Origin of the sequence: Phenylobacterium sp., assembly GCF_031181185.1 — a bacterium.
Taxonomy (GTDB): Bacteria; Pseudomonadota; Alphaproteobacteria; order Caulobacterales; family Caulobacteraceae; genus Phenylobacterium.
The window spans coordinates 1-16,847 of the sequence record NZ_JAPSKZ010000076.1; the positions used below are offsets into that span (position 1 = coordinate 1).

Below are 16,847 nucleotides of genomic sequence, written 5' to 3' on the forward strand. Positions count from 1 at the left end.
CGGATGTGCTCGCACGCCCCGCCCAGCATCTGCAGGAACATCTCGTCTCCACGCGGGGTCTGCACGACGACCATCGACGCGAAAAAGGCCGTCAGGAACAACAGGAACCCGCCCTGGGCGTAGTGCCGGCGGAGATCCGCCAGCGGATAGTCCGCGACGCCCAGCGCCGTCAGCTCGCGGTGGTAGAGCGCCAGCAGCTCGTCCTCGTGGACCCGGCGCACGTCCGGCGGCAGGGCGCCCGCCAGGAAGTAGGCGACGTCGGTGGCGCCCACGCCGTAAGCGAACGACTGCCAATCCAGCACCGTCACCGGATAGCCGCCCGCCGCCGTGCCGAACATGATGTTGTCGGGCCGGAAGTCGTTGTGCGTCAGGCAGCGTGGCCCGTCGTGCAGCTGGCCATACGCGCTCCAGGCGCCCGTGAGCCGCTCGCCCACCTCGATCCAGTACGGCTCCAGCCGCGGGCCGTAGCGCCCCTTGAAGCCCTGCCAGAGGCCCGCCACCAGCTCAGGCGTAACCGCGCTGGGCGGGGCCGCCTTCGAACCCGACACCCATGGCAGCTCGTCTAGGCGGTCGTCGGCCCAGTGTGACGCGTGGAGCCGCGCCGCCTGCTCCATCACAAGCCGCGCCTGCTCCTGGCTGACGCCCCGCAACTGATCGCCCTGCTCGGCCGGGGCGAGGTCCTCCATGATGAGCACGAACTCGCCGGTCGCCTCGTCGGCTTCGGCGAACCAGCACCGGGGGGTTTGCACGAGGGCCTTTGGCGCGAGCTGCTGATAGAAGCGCACCTCGCGGACGTAGTTGCCCAGCATCACGCCGGTGCGCCGGCTGTCCTCGTCCGGCGACGGGAACTTGCCCACCAGCGAGGCCGGCGCGTTGTCGCCGCCGCGGGCGTAGCGCAGCTTGAAGCGCACGCTCTCGCCGATCTGCCCCGTGCCGACGTTGCGGGCCTCGAAATCGTCGACCACCGCGTCTGCGCCCGCGCGCTGCAGGACGGCGGTCAGCCAGGCGGCGTCGATGTCGGCCGGGCGGCGGATGTCGGGACTCATGCGGGCAGCTGGTGGATGTAGACCTCGTTCAGCGCGATCCGGTCTCCGTTCAAGATCACCAGGTCGAACCCGCGCAGCCGCCCGCCGCCTTCGATGTCGCAGTACCAACGGCCGCAGAACCCGCCCGGGATCGGCCAGACCTCGTCCGGCGTGTAGGTCATGACCGGCGTCGCCGCGAACAAGCCCGCGAGATAGGACCGCAGGGCCGCCTGACCCCCGAGCCCGCCGGCGGTCTGCGGATCGCGATAGACGCAGTCATCGGCGTAGAAGCCGCAAAGGCGGTCCACGTCCTTGTCGGTCCAGGCCTTCAGCCATCGGGCGTTGTAGTCGGCGATGTCCATCAGCCCTCCATCACGCGCGCCCAGTGCGCTTCGGTGAAGATTTCCGGCGGAGCCAGTTCCGGTCCCGCCATCACCGCCACGCCATGCAGCTTCAGCGTCGGATCGGCGGCGCCGCGCACGTGGTAGCTGTGACGCCGCGCGCGGGCCTCGGGCCCGAACTCCATGTCGAGCGCGGCTTGCAGGCGCCCGGCGAACCGCAGGCGGCGCATCCGCTCGGCGCGCTCCTCGGCGTAGGCGCCGAACGCGCCTTCCGACCAGTCGTCCGTAGCCTTGAGGATCTCGCTGACGATCCGAACGTCGCGGTAGGTGATCGACAGGCCCAGACCCACAATCGGGTCGTTCCAACCGGCGGCGTCGCCCACCAGCACCACGCCCGAAGCGAACGGCCGATCCGTCCAGCTGTCGGCGTTGATGTAGCTGAGCAAGGGTCCGGCCGGACGGCCTTCGACGATGTGACGGTTCGGCGGCGCGCATTGCAGGGCGAACGCGTCCAAGAAGCGCCGCGGCCCTTCCGGACCCTTGAACCGCCGCGCCTGGTCCAGCGCGTAGCCGCCGTACAGCCGGATGCGCCCGTCGCCTTGGGGGAACGCCAGGAACCCGAAGTCGCCCTCCGTGCCGATGGCCTGAACCTCGGCGGGCCAACCGGCGGCGCCCTCCACAAGCAGGCCGGCGAACCAGTGGTGCGGCTCGTCCTGGTGCAGAACGATCCCGGCCGTCTCCCGCACCTGCGACGTGCGGCCGTCGGCGCCGACCACCAGTTTGGCGCGGACCTCCCTCACCTGCTCGGCCGCCTCGAAACTGACCCGCGGCGCCTCGCCGAACGCCAGGGCCACGACGCGCGCGCCGCGGACGGTGTCCGCGCCGGCCGCGCCGGCGGCGTCGAACAGCGCCTGGCAGTGCCTGGGGTGGCCGAGGGCGAGCGGCCCCGGAACGTCAGGCCGGAAGATCCCGAGCGGCAGCGCCTCCGCCTCGGCCGTCGCCGGGTCGCGGCCCTCGTCATAGGTCACATGGCGGATGATGTGGTGGCCGCCCGCGCCGCGGAGCAGCTCATAAAGGCCCAGCCGCTTCACCTCGTCCACGCCCCAGGGCGCGATCCACTCGCCTCGGACGCGGTCCTGGTACGTCTCGGACTGCTCCAGAAGCAGGACCGAGCGGCCCGCCCGGGCCATCACCGTTGCCAGCGCCGATCCGCCGATGCCGCCGCCGATGATGACCAGGTCGTAGGCCTGCATGCTTCCATCCCGAACGGGTCGTCTGCCGCGACCCTGCCGGCAGCCAAGCATGCGGACGCCGCGTCATCCAAGCGGCAATGGAGGCGGGCGGAGGCGCACGGCCTCCGCCCTGGCCAGTCTAGAACCGTGCCGTGACGCCCACGAAGAACCGCCGGCCCAGGACGTCGTAGGTCGACGGGTCGGTGTTCGAGTTGGAGTAGCTGGTGAACAGCGGCGGGTCCTTGTCGAACAGGTTGTTCACGCCGGCGCGCACCCGCACCTCGTCGTTCACGTCGTACCAGCCCACCAGGTCGTAGATGTTGTAGGTCTTCGGATTGACGGCCGTGGGCGAGAAGACCGGCACGTTGCGGAAGTCCAGCATCGAGTCGATGTGACGCCAGCGAAGCGTCGTCTTCAGCGGCCCGGCCGTCCAGGTGAACGAGGTCACCCACTTCCACTCCGGATAGGCGCCGCCCGAGAGATCGGCGCCGATCGTGCCGCCGTTCTGCAGGAATGGGGCGCCCGGCCGCGCCTGCTTCTTGAACGAGGTCAGGTGCGACATGACCAGGTTCACGTCGAACTGGCCCGCGGCTTCGGGCAGGCCGATGTCGGCGAGGTCGAAGCCCCAGTCGACCTGGACGTCCACGCCCTCCGTCTTCCAGGCCGCCAGGTTGATCTGGTTGACCTGGACGTTGGTGATGTCGCCCGAACCCCGCCGTTCGAACAGCTGGCAGTAGAAGTTGTCGTTCGAGAACGTCGGGTTGGTGCCTTCGGTGTTGAAGCAGGCGCCGACAATGGTCTGGACCGTCAGGTTGCCAACCACGTCGTCCAGGTTGATGCGGTACCAGTCCACAGCCAGCTGGAAGCGGCGGAACAGCCGCTGGTCGATCTTGGGCGACCAGACCACGCCCGCGGTGTAGCTGTCCGAGGTCTCCTCCTGCAGGTCGGGGTTGCCGCCCGTCAGGATCTCCACCTGGGTCGAGGCCTGCTGGAAGTTGCCGTAGATGGCCGGCGACACGCCCTGCGCCAGGCACAGCGCCTGAACGGCCGCCGTCGTCGAGGCGTTGGCGCGGAACTGCGAACGATGGTCGCAAGGGTCGCCCGCCGTGGTGTTCGCGCCCGGCGTGCCGATGCCCGAGAAGCCCAGCGACACCGGCGAGAACAGCTCGGCGATGTTCGGCGCGCGCACCGAGCGCTGGTAACCGCCCCGCAGCAGCAGGCTCTCGAACGGCTTGTAGAGGACGTCGGCCTTATAGGCCTCGGTCGTGCCCACCGTGTTGTAGTCGGCGATGCGCCCGCCCAGCGACACGTCCAGCTGGCCCATGCCCCAGTCGGGGTTCAGGACCGGGACCAGCAGTTCGCCGTAGAGCTCCTTGGACGTGATCTTGCCGCCGATCGGCACGGCGGGGTTGAAGCCCACGATGTCGGGGCCCTGCAGCAGCAGGTCCGGGCTGTAGTCGAACTTGTCACGCCGGTATTGGGCGCCGGCGGCGAACTTCAGGTCGCCCGTGGGCAGCGCGAACAGCGTGCCCGTCAGGTTGGCCTCATAGACCTGCTGCTCGATCTCGGTGTCGTTCTCCACGTCGCGGGCGATGTAGGCCGCGCAGCCCGGGCTGACGCCGCCGGCGCCGAAGATGTCGAAGCCGCCGCAGATGGCCACGCCACCGTCCGGGGCGAAGGTGAGCTCGCGCATCGCGGCCCGGCTCACGTTGCCGTGCTGCTCCTCCTTGTGGTCCATCCGGCCGTAGCTGGCGTAGACGTCCCACTTCCAGTCTCGGATCGGCAGCTCGCCGCGCAGGCCGGCCACGACCTGCAGGGTCTCGTAGGTGTTCTCGGACAGCCGCCCGCCCACCTCGCTGAACGCCCGCCGCGGATAGAACGCGGCCGTCGGGTTGGGCCGCGACGCCAGCAGCGTCCGCAGGTCCTGCGGGATGAAGGGGTTGGTCACCGGGACCACGATGTCGGGACCCGGGAAGGCGCCGTCCGACGCCGAGGCCGGGCCCAGCTGGCGGGAGACGTCATAGGTGACGTAGCTGGCCGTACCGTACGCCTCGATGGTGTCCGTGAGGTCGTAGCGGCCATTGGCGAACAGCGACACCCGCTCCAGCGGCAGGAACAGGTAGCGGTAGTCGGCGGAGTTGAAGGTGTAGCTGGCCGCCGAGAAGCCCGGCGCGTTCATGTCGCCGCGGAAATTCCGCACCGGCGAGGTCGTGAACAGCGTCCCGTCCACGTTGAAGCCGATGTTCGAGTTGCGCGCCACCGTGCCGGGCGCAACGCCGTATTGGGCGAAGACCGCATCCAGCGCCGCCTGGCTGGGCAGGTTCGCCGCACCGCCGGCGTTCGATGCGGGGTCGTAACGCCCTTCCAGGATCGTCGCCGCGCCCGACGGCGTGAGGCCCGTGGTCAGCACGGTGTAGCCCACCGCCGACCATGGCCGCTCGGCCGCAGTCAGGCCCTCGCGCTTGTCGTAGCCGGCCGCCAGCGCCAGGTTGCCGCGGCCGCCCAGATCGAAGCCGTAGGCCACCGACACGCTGGTCTGGTTGGCGTCGTTCTCGGCCGTCAGGCCGTACTGGGCGTCGAAGTGGAAGCCTTCCAGGTTGCGCTTCAGCTTGAAGTTCACGACGCCGGCGATGGCGTCCGAGCCGTACACCGCCGAGGCCCCGCCGGTGATGGTCTCGACATTCTCCACCAGGAAGGTCGGGATGGTGTTCAGGTCGACGACGGCGTTCGGGTTGCCCGCCACGACGCGACGGCCGTCCACCAGCACCAGCGTCCGCGTGGGCCCCAGGCCGCGCAGGTTCGCGTAAGCCTGACCGGGCGTGCCCACGAAGTTCGTCGTATTCGTGCCCGCGCCGTTCGACGGCGTGAACTGGGGCAGCTGGTTCAGCGTGTTCTCAATGGTGGGCGAACCCACCGCGGCGATCTGGTCGGCGCCCACCGTGACCACCGGGCTTTCCGAGACATAGTCCTGCCGGGCGATGCGGCTGCCGGTGACGATCACCTCGCCGACCTCCGACTCCTGGGCCAGGGCGGACGGGGCATAGAGCGCCAGCACGCTGGCCAGCGCCGAGGCGGCCAGCAGGCCGGAACGGGTCTTCGACATCAAGGAACCTCCCCAGGCGCAAAGCGAAGCTTCGCCACGCGCACGCATGCCGCGCAGCGTTATGGCTGCTGTAGAGTCGCGCAAGGCGGCGGCGTTCGCGTACGGAGCGATTTCGGGGGAGTGTTGCAGTCCTGCGAAGCTTTGGGGACGTGCGCGGGGCTCGCGCACCGGCCCAATCGACGCGCCAAAGAGCCCCGAGCCGCGCGCACCCGACCGGATCTCAATCCAGCATGGCCCGCATGCCCACGAGGTCGCCGCGGCTGAGCCACAGGCGGGGGAACGGCAGCTGCAGTCTCGACACGAGGAAGGCCCACGAGAGCACGAGGCGAACGCTGGTCGCGGCGAGCAGGCCCCAAGCCGCGCCAACCGCGCCATGCTTCGGCGCAAGGTTGATGAGGGCCACGACAAGCACGCACAACTCGACCCCCCGGATAAGCGAATTCAAGCCAGGCCGGCCGAGCGCGAGGAACAGCTGCGACGAGATCGAGGCCAGTCGTCCGACGACCCGTTCGACAACGAGGACGCGGAACACGACGGCCGCCGCGGAGAAGGCGGGCCCATAAACGGTGGTCATCACCATGCGGTCGATGAGGAACAGCGCCGCCACCAGAGGAATGAAGACGGCGATCGTCACGCGGAGGGATAGGTTGTGCAACTGCACGGCGCGGTCCCGCTGCTCGCCGCTCATCGCGGAGAGGAGAAGGCTGGTCTTCGGCGTGAACACGGTGATCCGGTGCGCCAGGCTCGCGGCCACGACGTAGAGCCCAAGTTGCGCTGGCGACAGCAGGTGGAGGAGGATCAGGCGATCCGCCCACGTAACGCACAGCGCGAACAGGTCAGCGAACAACGCCCGGCGGCCGAAGTCCGCAAGGTCGCGCCAGACCCGGCCAAGATCCGACAGCGACCCTTGAAGGCGCCGAAGGAGCGGCGGTGCGAGCGCGAGGAGCGCCAGCGTCGAACCGCCCACCACGCTGACGATGGACGTGGCGACGCTGAGCCGTCCCGAGACGAGGAAGGCCACGAGGAGGACCGCATGCAAGAGCGTAGGCGTGAACGTCGATAGGTTCGCCGCGAGATAGCGGCCCTGACCCGCGTATGCCTGCCGCACCAGGACTCCCAGTGCGCCCAGGTGCACCAGAACGAGACTGGCGCGGGCGAGGTCAAGCGCAGCTGCCGCGCGGGCCCCGAGCAACAGCGGCATGTAGACCGCGGCCGCCGCCGACAGCACGGTCGCCACGCCTATCGTCCAGAGCAGGCCGCACAGGAAAATCGGCCGGGAAGACGCCGTCCGCTGCCGGGTCTGGATCAGCAGGCCGTGGGAGAGCCCCGCTGTCGACAAGGACCCCAGCAGGACCGCCCACGTCGTGGCGGCGGCGTAGAGACCGCGGCCCTCGGCGCCGAGAACCCGGGCGGTGATGACTCCCGTCACCACGTTCAGAAGGACGGCCACCGCCTGCAGGAGAACGGCCTGCAGGCCGGCGTAGGCGAGGCGCTCCCCGGAGATGAGCCTCAGAAGGAACCCACGAAGAGCCATCATCGGTCGGCCATTGCGGATGAGGTGCTGCTTGCGGTGTGCGCCGTCTCGAGAGGCATGGCCCGATTTCGCGCGCCCGGGCGCCAGCTTCGCGACGTCATTTGAAACAAGGGCTGGGCGAACCGAGGCCTCCTCCCATTCCGTGTCGAACCGCCGCTCACCTCGAACTCGCGGGCCGTGCCATCATTTGCTGGAGGCAAAGGACGCGCGCAGCCTGACGCTGCGGCGGTGTCGACTCGCCTCGCGCCTGCGGCGGGCCCCTCGCCCCGCGGCCGCAGGCGCTTCTGGGCGCCCCTCAAAAGACTAATCAATAACGACGTTTCAGCATCACCGACGTCGCGCCACTGTGTGTCCGGCCCCGAGGTTGGGGCTCGGGGAGAGCGGCCGGCGCGGGCCTGCTTCTGAGGCCGGGTCAGGCGTTCTTCGCGCGACGAAAGGGAGCTCAAGATGTCGGCAGTGGCGCAGGCGACACCCCATTCACCCCTGACGTTCAGCGCGCTCGGCTTGGAGGACCGCCAGGTGGAACAGGTCCGCGCGTTCTGGCGGACGCTGGAGCGCTTCGGACCGGGCGTGCAGTTGAGATGCCGCGAAGGTCAAGGTTGCAAGCGCGGGGTCATCGTTTCGGGCTGGGCCTGCGAGATGCGCATCCTTCCCGATGGGCGGCGGCAGATCTTCTCCTTCCTGCTCCCGGGCGATCCGTTCGTCATCGAGGAGAACACCGACATCGGAGGCCGCGGCATCGTCGCCCTGACCAGGCTCGAGACGATTGACTGGACCAACCCTCTGCTCGGCGTCGCGGACGGGCGGGACGCGCTCGCACGCGCTGTCGAGGAAGCCTCCAGGATCAAGCAGGATCGAATGCTGGACCAGATGGTCCGCATCGGAAGGCTGACGGCGCGGGAGCGGCTGCTTCACCTCCTCCTGGAACTCTACTATCGGCTCGAGGCGGTGGGCCTGGTGCGAGGCGACACGTTCCGCATCCCTCTGACCCAGGCGCTCTTCGCTGACGCACTCGGCCTCAGCCTCGTGCACATCAATCGCACACTGACCCAGTTGCGGCGGGAGGGACATATCCTGCTGAGAGGCGGATCGGTGACCCTCCTGAGTCGTGAGAAGCTGAGCGCGATCGCATTCTTCCACGCTCATGGGGCGCCCCCCGCGATGTGACGCCGTCCGCGGACAAACGACGCTGTTCAGGCCGTTTGATAATGCCCGCCGGTCATTGCGCGGCTCCCCTGATGCCTGCGACCCATGGGTGGCGCAGCGCTGCAGGAGGCCGCGACATGTCCCGAACCGCCGGAACATGCCAGGCATTCGAACGAGCCCTGGCGAGCCTCGGCGCCGGTGCGAGCCTTCAGGCACAGGAGGTCGATCGCCTCAGGCCGCTCTGCCGTCGACTTGAGAGCTGGCCAGCTGGATCCCTGATGGAGGCGCCGCTCCGCACCGACCGGGTGCGCCTGATCACCTCCGGCTGGATCTGCGAGGCGCGGCTGCTGGCCGATGGCCGCAGGCAGATCTTCGGTTATCTGCTGCCCGGCGACCTGATCTGCAGCCGCCACGCCCGGCGGGCCTCGGCGAACGTTCTGCTCGCGCTCACCCACGTCGAGCTCGTCGAGGTTCCCGCCATGTTGGCCGCCCTCGCCGACGAGCGAAGGAAGGAGGTCTCGGAGGGACTCTCACGAAGCATTGAGCGACAGGAGGATCGCAGCTACGACGCCCTGCTGCGCGTGGGAGCCTACACGGCCGTGGAACGGGTGGCGCATCTCATGCTGGAGTTCCGCGAACGGCTGATGCGCGTCGGCCTGGCCACGGCGCATTCGTTCCCGTTGCCGCTCACCCAGGAACACCTCGCCGATACGCTGGGCCTAAGCGCTGTCCACGTGAGCCGCGTGCTGAAGCAACTCCGGAGCGAGGGCATCCTCAACCTGTCCTTCGGGGTCGTAACGATGCTCGAGCCCGAGAGCTTGCGGCGGCTTGCGGCGGGCTCGGCCCTTCGTCCCCGGACGCGCCGCGGAGACCGCCACTAGCGCCGCCGCCGGGGTCGGCGCGGAGCTTCGTCGGCGACGACGAGGAGCGTCGCGCCGGCGACGGAATCGGCGCACGCCACGGCCGGAGCACCTTGCAACTCGAGAAAATCGCCTGCGCCGAGGCGTCGCCCGTCCACATATACGGCGCCGTCGAGCACCAGGAGCACGAAGGACGAGGCAAGCGCCGGGCGGCTCACCTTGGCGTTCGGAACGGCGCGAAGCAGGAACACGCACTCGCCGAGCCCATTGGCCTGGGCCGCGACGGCCATCTCCAGTCCTTCCGCCAGCTGGGCCCAGTCCTCTACACGCAGGTTGGGGAGCGGCACGCGGTCGTCGGCGCCCAGGTCCGGCGGCGATTGGCGGTGCACAGCCGGCTGGAGATCCCCGCTCCTGTTTCTGGAGCTCGCCGCCTGGAGCCGGCATCTGGCGCAACGTCCGACATGGGCGTCCACGGCCATCGCCACGCCGGGCGAGACGTTGACGAGGGCCCACTCGGCCAACAGCTGGCTGGATGGATGGTGGTCGAGGTTCGAACGCGCGCTCAGCTCGGCGCTGGCCACGTCCCACTGCCTCGGCTCGGTTCGCCAGTCCTGCATGCCGATTCCCAGAGCTGCGCGGCGCTCGTGCCAAACCGCGCCGTTCGGCGGAAGTTGATCGCTTCGTAGGGCTTGGTTCGGACAGGCCCCGTCGAGCATTGTTGGACCCGGATGCGGCGGAAGGGAAGAAGGTCGGCCCGATTGCGCGCAAGGCCCGCATGCGTCTCGAGCCTGGCCTGGGGAGCCGACAGCTATCCCGTCACTGGGCGGCCCTGAACCTGCGCGGCCTATCCTGCTCCACGCTCTCTTCCTCGTTGAGCCAGTCCTGCAGCGCTTCGAAGGCCCCCATGATGTGGTAGAAGGAGCTGGCAGGCGCCGGTTCCTCGATGGCTCGCCCGTCCGGGAGGAGCTTGTCGCGCCACAGCCCGCGGACAGGGGTCTTCAGATAGGCCCCGAGCGCCTCCGCCGCGTCGGCGGCATAGGTCAGGTAGCGATCTCCATCGGGCTCGCGCCTGGCTCGCACCAGGGCGGCGCGGAGATGTTCTGTCTGCGGCCACAGCCTGGCGCATCCGCTGCGTATGCTCGTGACGTTCTCGAGCTCGTCCACCACAACGCCCCGCGCCGCGTCGAGGCCTAGTCGCCCGGCTTCGAAGAGGATGTGTGCAGCGTGCGCCGCCCGCGTGTCGCCGACGAGCTCGTCCCAGCGACTGAGCAGCCAGGACCATTCGAACTGATGACCCGGTTCAACGTGACTGAAGTCGACGCCCATGGCCGGTGACCAGTCGGGACTGAAGAACTCGCGCAGGAACCCCCCCTCGTGATCGATGAATTTCCCCAGCGCGAGGTTGACCACTTGGCTGCCAAGCGACAGCCAGCGCTCCCCGCCGCCCGCGGTGATCCAGGCGAGGGCCGCCTCCAGCAGATGCATGTGCGCGTTGGCCTGGAACGGATGCGGGCCGGCTTCGCGGAAGCCTCCCGCCGGATGCGACCGCAGCGCCACCATGCGCTCGAGCAAACCCTCGGCGATCGTGAGCGCCGCGCGCGGCTCGGGCGCGACTCGGCTCGCGGTCGCCAGCGCCAGAAGGACGAAGGCCTGGTCGTACACATAGGCGCGGTTGTCGAGAATGGCGCCTCCTGGCCCGACGAGCGTGCGATACAGGCCGTCGTCGCGCCGGTACCGGCGTTGCAGGTACTCGAGTCCCCAGGCCGCAGCGTCCGTCCAATCCCCCGGCAGACGCAGCCGAGCGGCTTCCCCGTACACAAAGCTCTGCCGTGCCTGCACCCGGGCTCGCTTCGGCCCGATCACCGGCCGGCCGCCCAGGTCGATCAAGTCCAGGTATCCTCCATCCGCGCTGTCCACGCCGACCGTCCACCAAAGCGGCAGGGCGGAGGTGCGTAGCCATAGGTCGAGCTCGGCCGCGAACGTTGTGAGCCGTTCCCGCGCCGAACGGCCCTGAAGCTCCGCCGCGGACTTGACGTGCCGGCTTCTGGTAAGGCTGCAGACCAGCAGATTTTCCGCGTCGCCGACAACGGCCACGTCCGAAAGGCCGAGCACCGTCACCGAAGGGGCGTCCGGAGCCAGCCTCACCAACATGCGCTCCGCCTCGATCAGCTGGGCGGGTCCCTCCACCGCGTTGCCCTGGCCATCCTTGGACGAGGCGGCCCGCACCTCCTCCCACGAGTCGAGATCACTCCAACGGACGTCGACCGGAAGCACCAGCGCGCGGCCCGTCGATTGCAGGACCGCGTCGTGGAGGGACGCCTGCGGAGCCGAGGTGAATTGCTTGCCGAGCAACCATCCCATCGGAACCTTCACACTCGCGTCGAGGGCCGCCTGGACAGCGTTCAGGGTGGCCGGAGCGTACGCGCGGAACTCTTCGAGGACGACCTCCGCCACGGCGATGACGACACCGCTGTTCCAGAGGTGGGCGGCGTTGGCTTGCGCGCGCGCCTCCGCGGGTTTCGGGCGGTCGAGGAAACGCTTCACCGCCCGCACGCCGCCAGCGACGCCGACGCCAGGTTCGATCAGGCGATAGGCGACGGAGGGCGCGGTCGGCGCCACGCCGAGCGCGACGACGCCCCCGGACTCCGCGGCCCGCGCGGCCGTTTCCGCGGCGCGGGCGAATGCGGCGGCGTCGGGGATGTGGTGGTCCGCCGGCGCGACCACCAGCACGCCTTCCGGGTCGCGGGCGGCGACCCACGCGGCGGCCGCGGCCACCGCCGCGGCGGAGCCCCGGGCCTCCGGCTCCAGGAGGATCTCCACGCTTTCGTCGGGCGCGCAGCGGCGCACCCATGAGGCGTGCCGCTCCCCGCACACAACGAGGGTATCGCGCACGTCGTCGAGGCCCTGCAGGCATAGCAGGGCCGTCTCGAACGTCGATCGCTGATCCACCAGTTGCACGAAGGGCGTCGGACAGCGCGGAAGCGTGCCTGGCCAGTACCGAGGGCCAACGTCATCGCCGCACAGGATCACCGGATAGATGCTCATCAGCCCCTCCAGGCCACCTCCGTCGGTGAACCGCTGAACCCGCGGTGTTCGCGAGTGGACGGCGCTTAGGGTGCGAAACCTCCGTGGGCGCGACCTGCTCATAAGATGAACCTGCGTCTCGCTGTGTTCGGGAGCGGATGGCTCGCGCATGTGCAAGCCGCGCCATCCCGCGCCCCAGCCGACCGCCGGCGCCGCTCACTGGGCGGCCAACCTGGACGTGGCGTGGTCCGCACTCAGCAGCGCGTCGAAATAGTTGATGGTGGCTTGCAGGCCCTGCCGGAGCGGAATGGCAGGCTCCCAGCCGAGCGTCTCCTTGGCTCTGGAGATGTCCGGCCGGCGCTGCTTGGGATCGTCGCAGGGGAGCGGGCGATGTTCGATCGGGGAGGACGACCCCGTAAGCTCGATGACCATCTCGGCGAGCTGGCGCATGCTGAACTCGCCGGGATTGCCAAGGTTGGTCGGCCCGGTCACGTCATCGCCCGTGGCCATCAGGCGCATCAGAGCGTCGACCAGGTCATCGACGTAGCAGAACGAGCGGGTCTGACTGCCATCGCCATAGAGGGTGATCGGCTGGTTCGTGAGGGCCTGCACCACGAAGTTGGACACCACGCGCCCGTCGTCGGGGTGCATGCGCGGCCCATAGGTGTTGAAGATGCGGGCCACCTTGATGCGCAGGTTGTGCTGGCGCCGGTAGTCGAAGAACAGGGTCTCGGCGCACCGCTTGCCTTCGTCGTAGCAGGAGCGGAATCCGATGGGATTGACGTGGCCCCAGTAGGTCTCGGGCTGCGGGTGGACCTCAGGGTCTCCGTAGACCTCGCTGGTGGAAGCCTGGAGGATCTTCGCTCTGCGCCGCTTCGCCAACCCCAGCATGTTGATAGCGCCGTGGACGCTCGTCTTCGTGGTCTGCACCGGGTCGTATTGGTAGTGGATCGGGCTCGCCGGGCAGGCCAGGTTGTAGATCTCGTCGACCTCCACGTAGAGCGGGAAGGTCACGTCGTGCCGCATCAGCTCGAACCTGGGGTTCGACAGGAGGCGCGCCACGTTCCGCCGCGTCCCCGTGTAGAAATTGTCGACGCAGAGCACCTCATGGTCCATCGCCAGAAGCGCCTCGCACAGGTGCGAGCCAATGAACCCGGCTCCGCCGGTGACGAGAATGCGAGCCATGTCGAACGGCCCTTTCGAGCTGGCGCGACGATCGCCGGCGGGAGCCCTCTTGCTTGCCGCCGCGAGGTCTGTGGCCGAGAAATCTAGCGGGGGGCCGCAGCCATGGACTGCGCTTTTGACGTTCCACGCTGTTGGATGGCCCCGCCGAGGTGATCGCGAACGGCCTCCCGTTGGGCAAATGATAACGACCCTTCGCCTGCCGCCGGCCTAGCTGGGCTCCATGGGCAAGGTGGATCCAATGCAAGCGCCGCCACGAGCGAGGCGTCGGTGAGCGGCGGTCGTTCTCTGGCAAGCCGGCTTCGGCGCTTCCTTGGAAAGCTCACTGCGGCGGACCGCCTCGGGTATGCCGCCCTGCAGTCGATCCTCCTCCAGGCGGCGGGACTGCTCATCAACTTCGTGACCGGCGTCATCACCGCCCGCGCCCTGGGAGTCGAAGGACGCGGGGTCTATGCCGCCGCCACGGCCTGGGCGACGCTGCTGAGCTCGGCCGCCGTCATCGGATTCGCCGACGCGGTCCTCATCCACGTCCGCAAGGCGCCGGCCCAGTCACGGGCCCTCTTCCTCTGCGGCGCAGTCGCGGCCTTGCTACTCGCGACTGTCATGTGCCTTGCCGCCTTCGTGGCCATGCCCCTCCTGCTTGGCCGGCATGGCGCTGCCGCGCTCGACCTCGCGCGAGCATCCCTCATCCTCGCCCATGTCACCGCCGTGGGCATGATCATGCGCCAGGTGTTCGCGGGGCGGGGCCGCTATCTGGCGGCCAATCTGGCGGCCTTCCTGCCGTTCCTCGGTCACGCGTTGCTGCTGGTCTCCTGCCTCGTCTGGGGTCGCCTCGACGTGCCCGCCGCCGTAGCCAGCGTCATCGGCGGGACGTTCCTTGCCGTCCTGGCCCTGGCGCCCTCGCTGCTGCGGGAACTGCACGGACCAGTCTCGGAGATGCGGCAGGCCTGGGTCGCTTTGCTCGCCTTCGCGCGGCGGACGGCGCCGGCGGACCTCTTCGCCCTTGGCACCGCCTGGGCCGATCGCCTGATCCTGATCCCCCTTCTTCCTGCCGCCCAGCTCGGGATCTACGTGGTGGCGGCCAATCTCTCGCGGATCCTGATCGTCTTCACGCCCGCCACCGGCATTTTGCTCTCGGCCATGAGCGCCCAGGAGCGGGAGCGCTCAGCCGAGCTGCATCACCTGGCGTTGCGCCTGACCATCGCGTCCTACCTGCCCCTTGTGGCCGTCACCCTGCTGGTCGACCGGTTCGTCATGATAGTCTTCTACGGATCTGAGTTCCTCGCCGCCGTGCCGGTCTTCCGCATCCTCGTGATCGAGGCCGTGCTCAACCGCATGGCGACCGTGTCCTCCCAGCTCTACCTCTCCCTCGGACGGCCCACGCTGAACTCCGTCATCCGCGGCCTGGAACTCGCGTTAGTGCTCGTGCTCATGGTGGTCCTCGCGCCCAGCCACGGCCCCATGGGCGCGGCGCTGGCTCTCCTGGCCGGCACGGTGTTGCGCCTTGCGCTCCTTTGGGGCGGGTTGATCACCCACCTGCACCTCTCGTTCCCCAGGCTCTGGCTCGAGCGGAGCGACCTGGTCGGCATGAAGGCGGCCTTCAAATGATGCTCGATCGACCTTCCTGCGGCGCGGCGGCCGAGCCGCTCACCAGAACGATCTGGCTGCTCTGGCTGCAAGGTTGGGAGCAGGCGCCTTGGCTCGTCCGGCAGGTGGCGGAGTCGTGGGAGATCAACAATCCGGACTGGTCGATCGTCTATCTCGATCGCCACAACCTGCGGCACTACGCCCACGGCATCGACTACGCCTTCGACCCAGCCAAGAACATCTCGCCGCAGGCCCTTTCGGACATCGTGCGGCTGAGCCTGCTTTCGCATCACGGAGGAATCTGGGCCGACGCGACGCTGCTATGCCTGCAGCCCCTCACGCCCTGGATCGATCACGCCGTCGCACCGGCGGGCGTCTGGATGTACCACGGCCACGGCGGCGGGATGGACGCCCGGTTCGGGCCCGCCAGCTGGTTCATCGCGTCGGAACCGGGCGCGCTGATCCTCCGCCGCTGGAAAGCGGCCTGCGACGAGTACTGGCGCTTCCGCACCGAAACCCCGGACTACTTCTGGCTCGACGGCCTGTTCAAGACGCTGTTCCGGAGCGATCCCGAGTTTCGCTCCGCCTGGCGGCGCGCGCCCCACCTCTACGTGGAGAGGAGCACCCAGGCGCATGGGTTCGCCCGCGGCAATCGGATGATCCTCAGCAGCCCGGACGTGAAGCGACAGCTCGCAACACGTCCTCCCTACGTCCTCAAGCTCTGGTGGAAGCCGTGGCAGGCGGCGTTCCCGGACCCGGCCGCGCCAGCGTGCGTCGCATCCAACGGCTACTATGCGCTGCGCATGTCGAAGCGTCGTCTGATCGCCCCGCATCGAATGCGGACGCGATCGTCCATCGCCTTCGAGGCCGAGATGGCTTGGTGCAACGCGCTGTACTTCTCGAACCGCCGACTGCGGGCCATAGCGCGGCGCGCGATCGACGCGGCCCGTGTGAGGCTGGGCCCGCTGACGCTGCGGCGTCCCGCCGCCTCTTGAGCACAGGCCGCCGCGGCGGCCCTTCTCACGTGAGCCAGTCGTTGTCCGTCACCGCCACCGCAAGCGGCGGAACGATCAGCGCGTCGAAGGACGGGTCGTTGCTGGTGGTGACGAAGGTTACGCTGTCCGTCTCGGCGCCTTCCGCGAGCGTGTCGTTGAAGGCGCTGACCGTCACGGTCTGCGGTTGATCCCAGTTTACCGTTGTGAAGGTGAGCGTTGCGGGTTGCGCGCCGAGGTCCGGGCCGCCGGCCGCCGTTACGGTCACGTCCGCCATCGGCTGGCGACTGAGGGCCAGGGTTACGGTATCGCTCGCCCCGCCCTCCGTCACCGCCGTCGAGCCGCCGCTCTGGGTCACCGTCAGCGCGCCCGGGCTCGCCAGAGCCCCCGCAGACGCGGCGGACGCCTGCGTGGTCGACGCGGGCGTGACCACGATGGCGTCGATCTTGGCCATGTCGACGGAGGCGGCGAACTGCAGGTTCAGCACCCCGTCGGTGACCGAGACCGGGATCACGAAGTCCTTGGCGATGAACTTGCCGCCGGCCTGGGCGAAGATGTCCAGGTTGTCGAGCACCAGGGCGCCTTCGGCGCTGACGTCGAACACCCGCTGGCCCGCCGCCCCGTGGTACAGCTCGGCGAACTGCAGCTTCACCGAGTAGCTGCCGTTGGCCAGCGGCACCGCATAGCTGAAGCTCGAGCCGTAGCGCTCGGTCTGGTAGACCACGTCGTCCGTGGTGGCGCCGATCGGCGAAGCCGCCGTGAACGTCGTTCCGCCCGAGAAGTACTGGTCGGCCAGGTAGTTCACCCCGCCCGTCGTCACC

13 protein-coding genes are annotated in these 16,847 nt (G+C 69.0%); 4 read left to right on the forward strand and 9 right to left on the reverse strand.

Going from position 1 to position 16,847, the window contains the following annotated elements; genetic code table 11:
* The 5 genes from RIF93_RS11005 to RIF93_RS11025 all read right to left on the reverse strand — a co-directional run.
* Positions 1–1,046, reverse strand: a 1,046-nt coding sequence (locus tag RIF93_RS11005; protein ID WP_309091260.1) for a phosphotransferase, incomplete at its 3' end; no start/stop codon positions are given.
* Positions 1,043–1,387: a nuclear transport factor 2 family protein gene (locus tag RIF93_RS11010; RefSeq protein ID WP_309091261.1), complete on the reverse strand. Its 345-nt coding sequence runs from the start codon at positions 1,385–1,387 to the stop codon at positions 1,043–1,045. The genes RIF93_RS11010 and RIF93_RS11005, both read right to left, overlap by 4 nt.
* Positions 1,387–2,619, reverse strand: a complete 1,233-nt coding sequence (locus RIF93_RS11015) for an FAD-dependent monooxygenase (RefSeq protein WP_309091263.1) — start codon at positions 2,617–2,619, stop codon at positions 1,387–1,389. Before RIF93_RS11015 ends, RIF93_RS11010 begins: the two co-directional genes overlap by 1 nt.
* 118 nt (positions 2,620–2,737) lie before the next feature.
* Complete coding sequence (locus RIF93_RS11020; protein WP_309091265.1) at positions 2,738–5,701, reverse strand: TonB-dependent receptor domain-containing protein; 2,964 nt, start codon at positions 5,699–5,701, stop codon at positions 2,738–2,740.
* 220 nt (positions 5,702–5,921) lie between these two features.
* Entirely contained in the window at positions 5,922–7,238 is a 1,317-nt protein-coding gene (locus RIF93_RS11025) for an oligosaccharide flippase family protein (protein WP_309091267.1), read from the reverse strand.
* Between the two features lie 444 nt (positions 7,239–7,682).
* On the opposite strand from RIF93_RS11025, the gene RIF93_RS11030 reads away from it, so the two are divergent.
* Positions 7,683–8,402 carry a helix-turn-helix domain-containing protein gene (locus RIF93_RS11030; RefSeq protein ID WP_309091269.1) on the forward strand — a complete coding sequence of 240 codons (720 nt, stop codon included), beginning with the start codon at positions 7,683–7,685 and terminating at the stop codon, positions 8,400–8,402.
* A gap of 116 nt (positions 8,403–8,518) precedes the next feature.
* On the forward strand, positions 8,519–9,262 hold the full coding sequence (locus RIF93_RS11035; RefSeq protein WP_309091271.1) for a Crp/Fnr family transcriptional regulator: 744 nt from the start codon (positions 8,519–8,521) through the stop codon (positions 9,260–9,262).
* Here the strand turns inward: RIF93_RS11035 and RIF93_RS11040 are convergent.
* The 3 genes from RIF93_RS11040 to RIF93_RS11050 form a co-directional block, all read right to left on the reverse strand.
* On the reverse strand, positions 9,259–9,822 hold the full coding sequence (locus RIF93_RS11040) for a hypothetical protein (RefSeq protein ID WP_309091273.1): 564 nt from the start codon (positions 9,820–9,822) through the stop codon (positions 9,259–9,261). The genes RIF93_RS11035 and RIF93_RS11040 overlap by 4 nt on opposite strands.
* Positions 9,823–10,057: 235 nt before the next feature.
* Positions 10,058–12,286, reverse strand: a complete 2,229-nt coding sequence (locus RIF93_RS11045) for an AGE family epimerase/isomerase (RefSeq protein ID WP_309091275.1) — start codon at positions 12,284–12,286, stop codon at positions 10,058–10,060.
* Between the two features lie 195 nt (positions 12,287–12,481).
* Positions 12,482–13,450, reverse strand: a complete 969-nt coding sequence (locus RIF93_RS11050; protein ID WP_309091277.1) for an SDR family oxidoreductase — start codon at positions 13,448–13,450, stop codon at positions 12,482–12,484.
* 267 nt (positions 13,451–13,717) lie between these two features.
* Between RIF93_RS11050 and RIF93_RS11055 the strand changes: the two genes are divergently transcribed.
* Both RIF93_RS11055 and RIF93_RS11060 read left to right on the forward strand, forming a co-directional pair.
* Positions 13,718–15,055 (forward strand): oligosaccharide flippase family protein, encoded by a 1,338-nt coding sequence (locus RIF93_RS11055; protein WP_309091279.1) that lies wholly within the window; start codon positions 13,718–13,720, stop codon positions 15,053–15,055.
* Positions 15,052–16,029: a capsular polysaccharide synthesis protein gene (locus RIF93_RS11060; RefSeq protein WP_309091281.1), complete on the forward strand. Its 978-nt coding sequence runs from the start codon at positions 15,052–15,054 to the stop codon at positions 16,027–16,029. Before RIF93_RS11055 ends, RIF93_RS11060 begins: the two co-directional genes overlap by 4 nt.
* Before the next feature lie 25 nt (positions 16,030–16,054).
* Here RIF93_RS11060 and RIF93_RS11065 read toward each other — a convergent pair.
* On the reverse strand, positions 16,055–16,847 hold a 793-nt coding region (locus tag RIF93_RS11065; protein WP_309091283.1), incomplete at its 5' end, for a malectin.

Excerpts from the sequence above, each read along its gene's own strand:
- RIF93_RS11035 (WP_309091271.1), top strand. The coding sequence starts at position 8,519 with ATGTCCCGAACCGCCGGAACATGCCAGGCATTCGAACGAGCCCTGGCG.
- RIF93_RS11010 (WP_309091261.1), bottom strand. The coding sequence starts at position 1,387 with ATGGACATCGCCGACTACAACGCCCGATGGCTGAAGGCCTGGACCGAC.
- RIF93_RS11020 (WP_309091265.1), bottom strand. The coding sequence starts at position 5,701 with ATGTCGAAGACCCGTTCCGGCCTGCTGGCCGCCTCGGCGCTGGCCAGC.
- RIF93_RS11025 (WP_309091267.1), bottom strand. The coding sequence starts at position 7,238 with ATGATGGCTCTTCGTGGGTTCCTTCTGAGGCTCATCTCCGGGGAGCGC.
- RIF93_RS11060 (WP_309091281.1), top strand. The coding sequence starts at position 15,052 with ATGATGCTCGATCGACCTTCCTGCGGCGCGGCGGCCGAGCCGCTCACC.
- RIF93_RS11045 (WP_309091275.1), bottom strand. The coding sequence starts at position 12,286 with ATGAGCATCTATCCGGTGATCCTGTGCGGCGATGACGTTGGCCCTCGG.
- RIF93_RS11030 (WP_309091269.1), top strand. The coding sequence starts at position 7,683 with ATGTCGGCAGTGGCGCAGGCGACACCCCATTCACCCCTGACGTTCAGC.
- RIF93_RS11015 (WP_309091263.1), bottom strand. The coding sequence starts at position 2,619 with ATGCAGGCCTACGACCTGGTCATCATCGGCGGCGGCATCGGCGGATCG.
- RIF93_RS11050 (WP_309091277.1), bottom strand. The coding sequence starts at position 13,450 with ATGGCTCGCATTCTCGTCACCGGCGGAGCCGGGTTCATTGGCTCGCAC.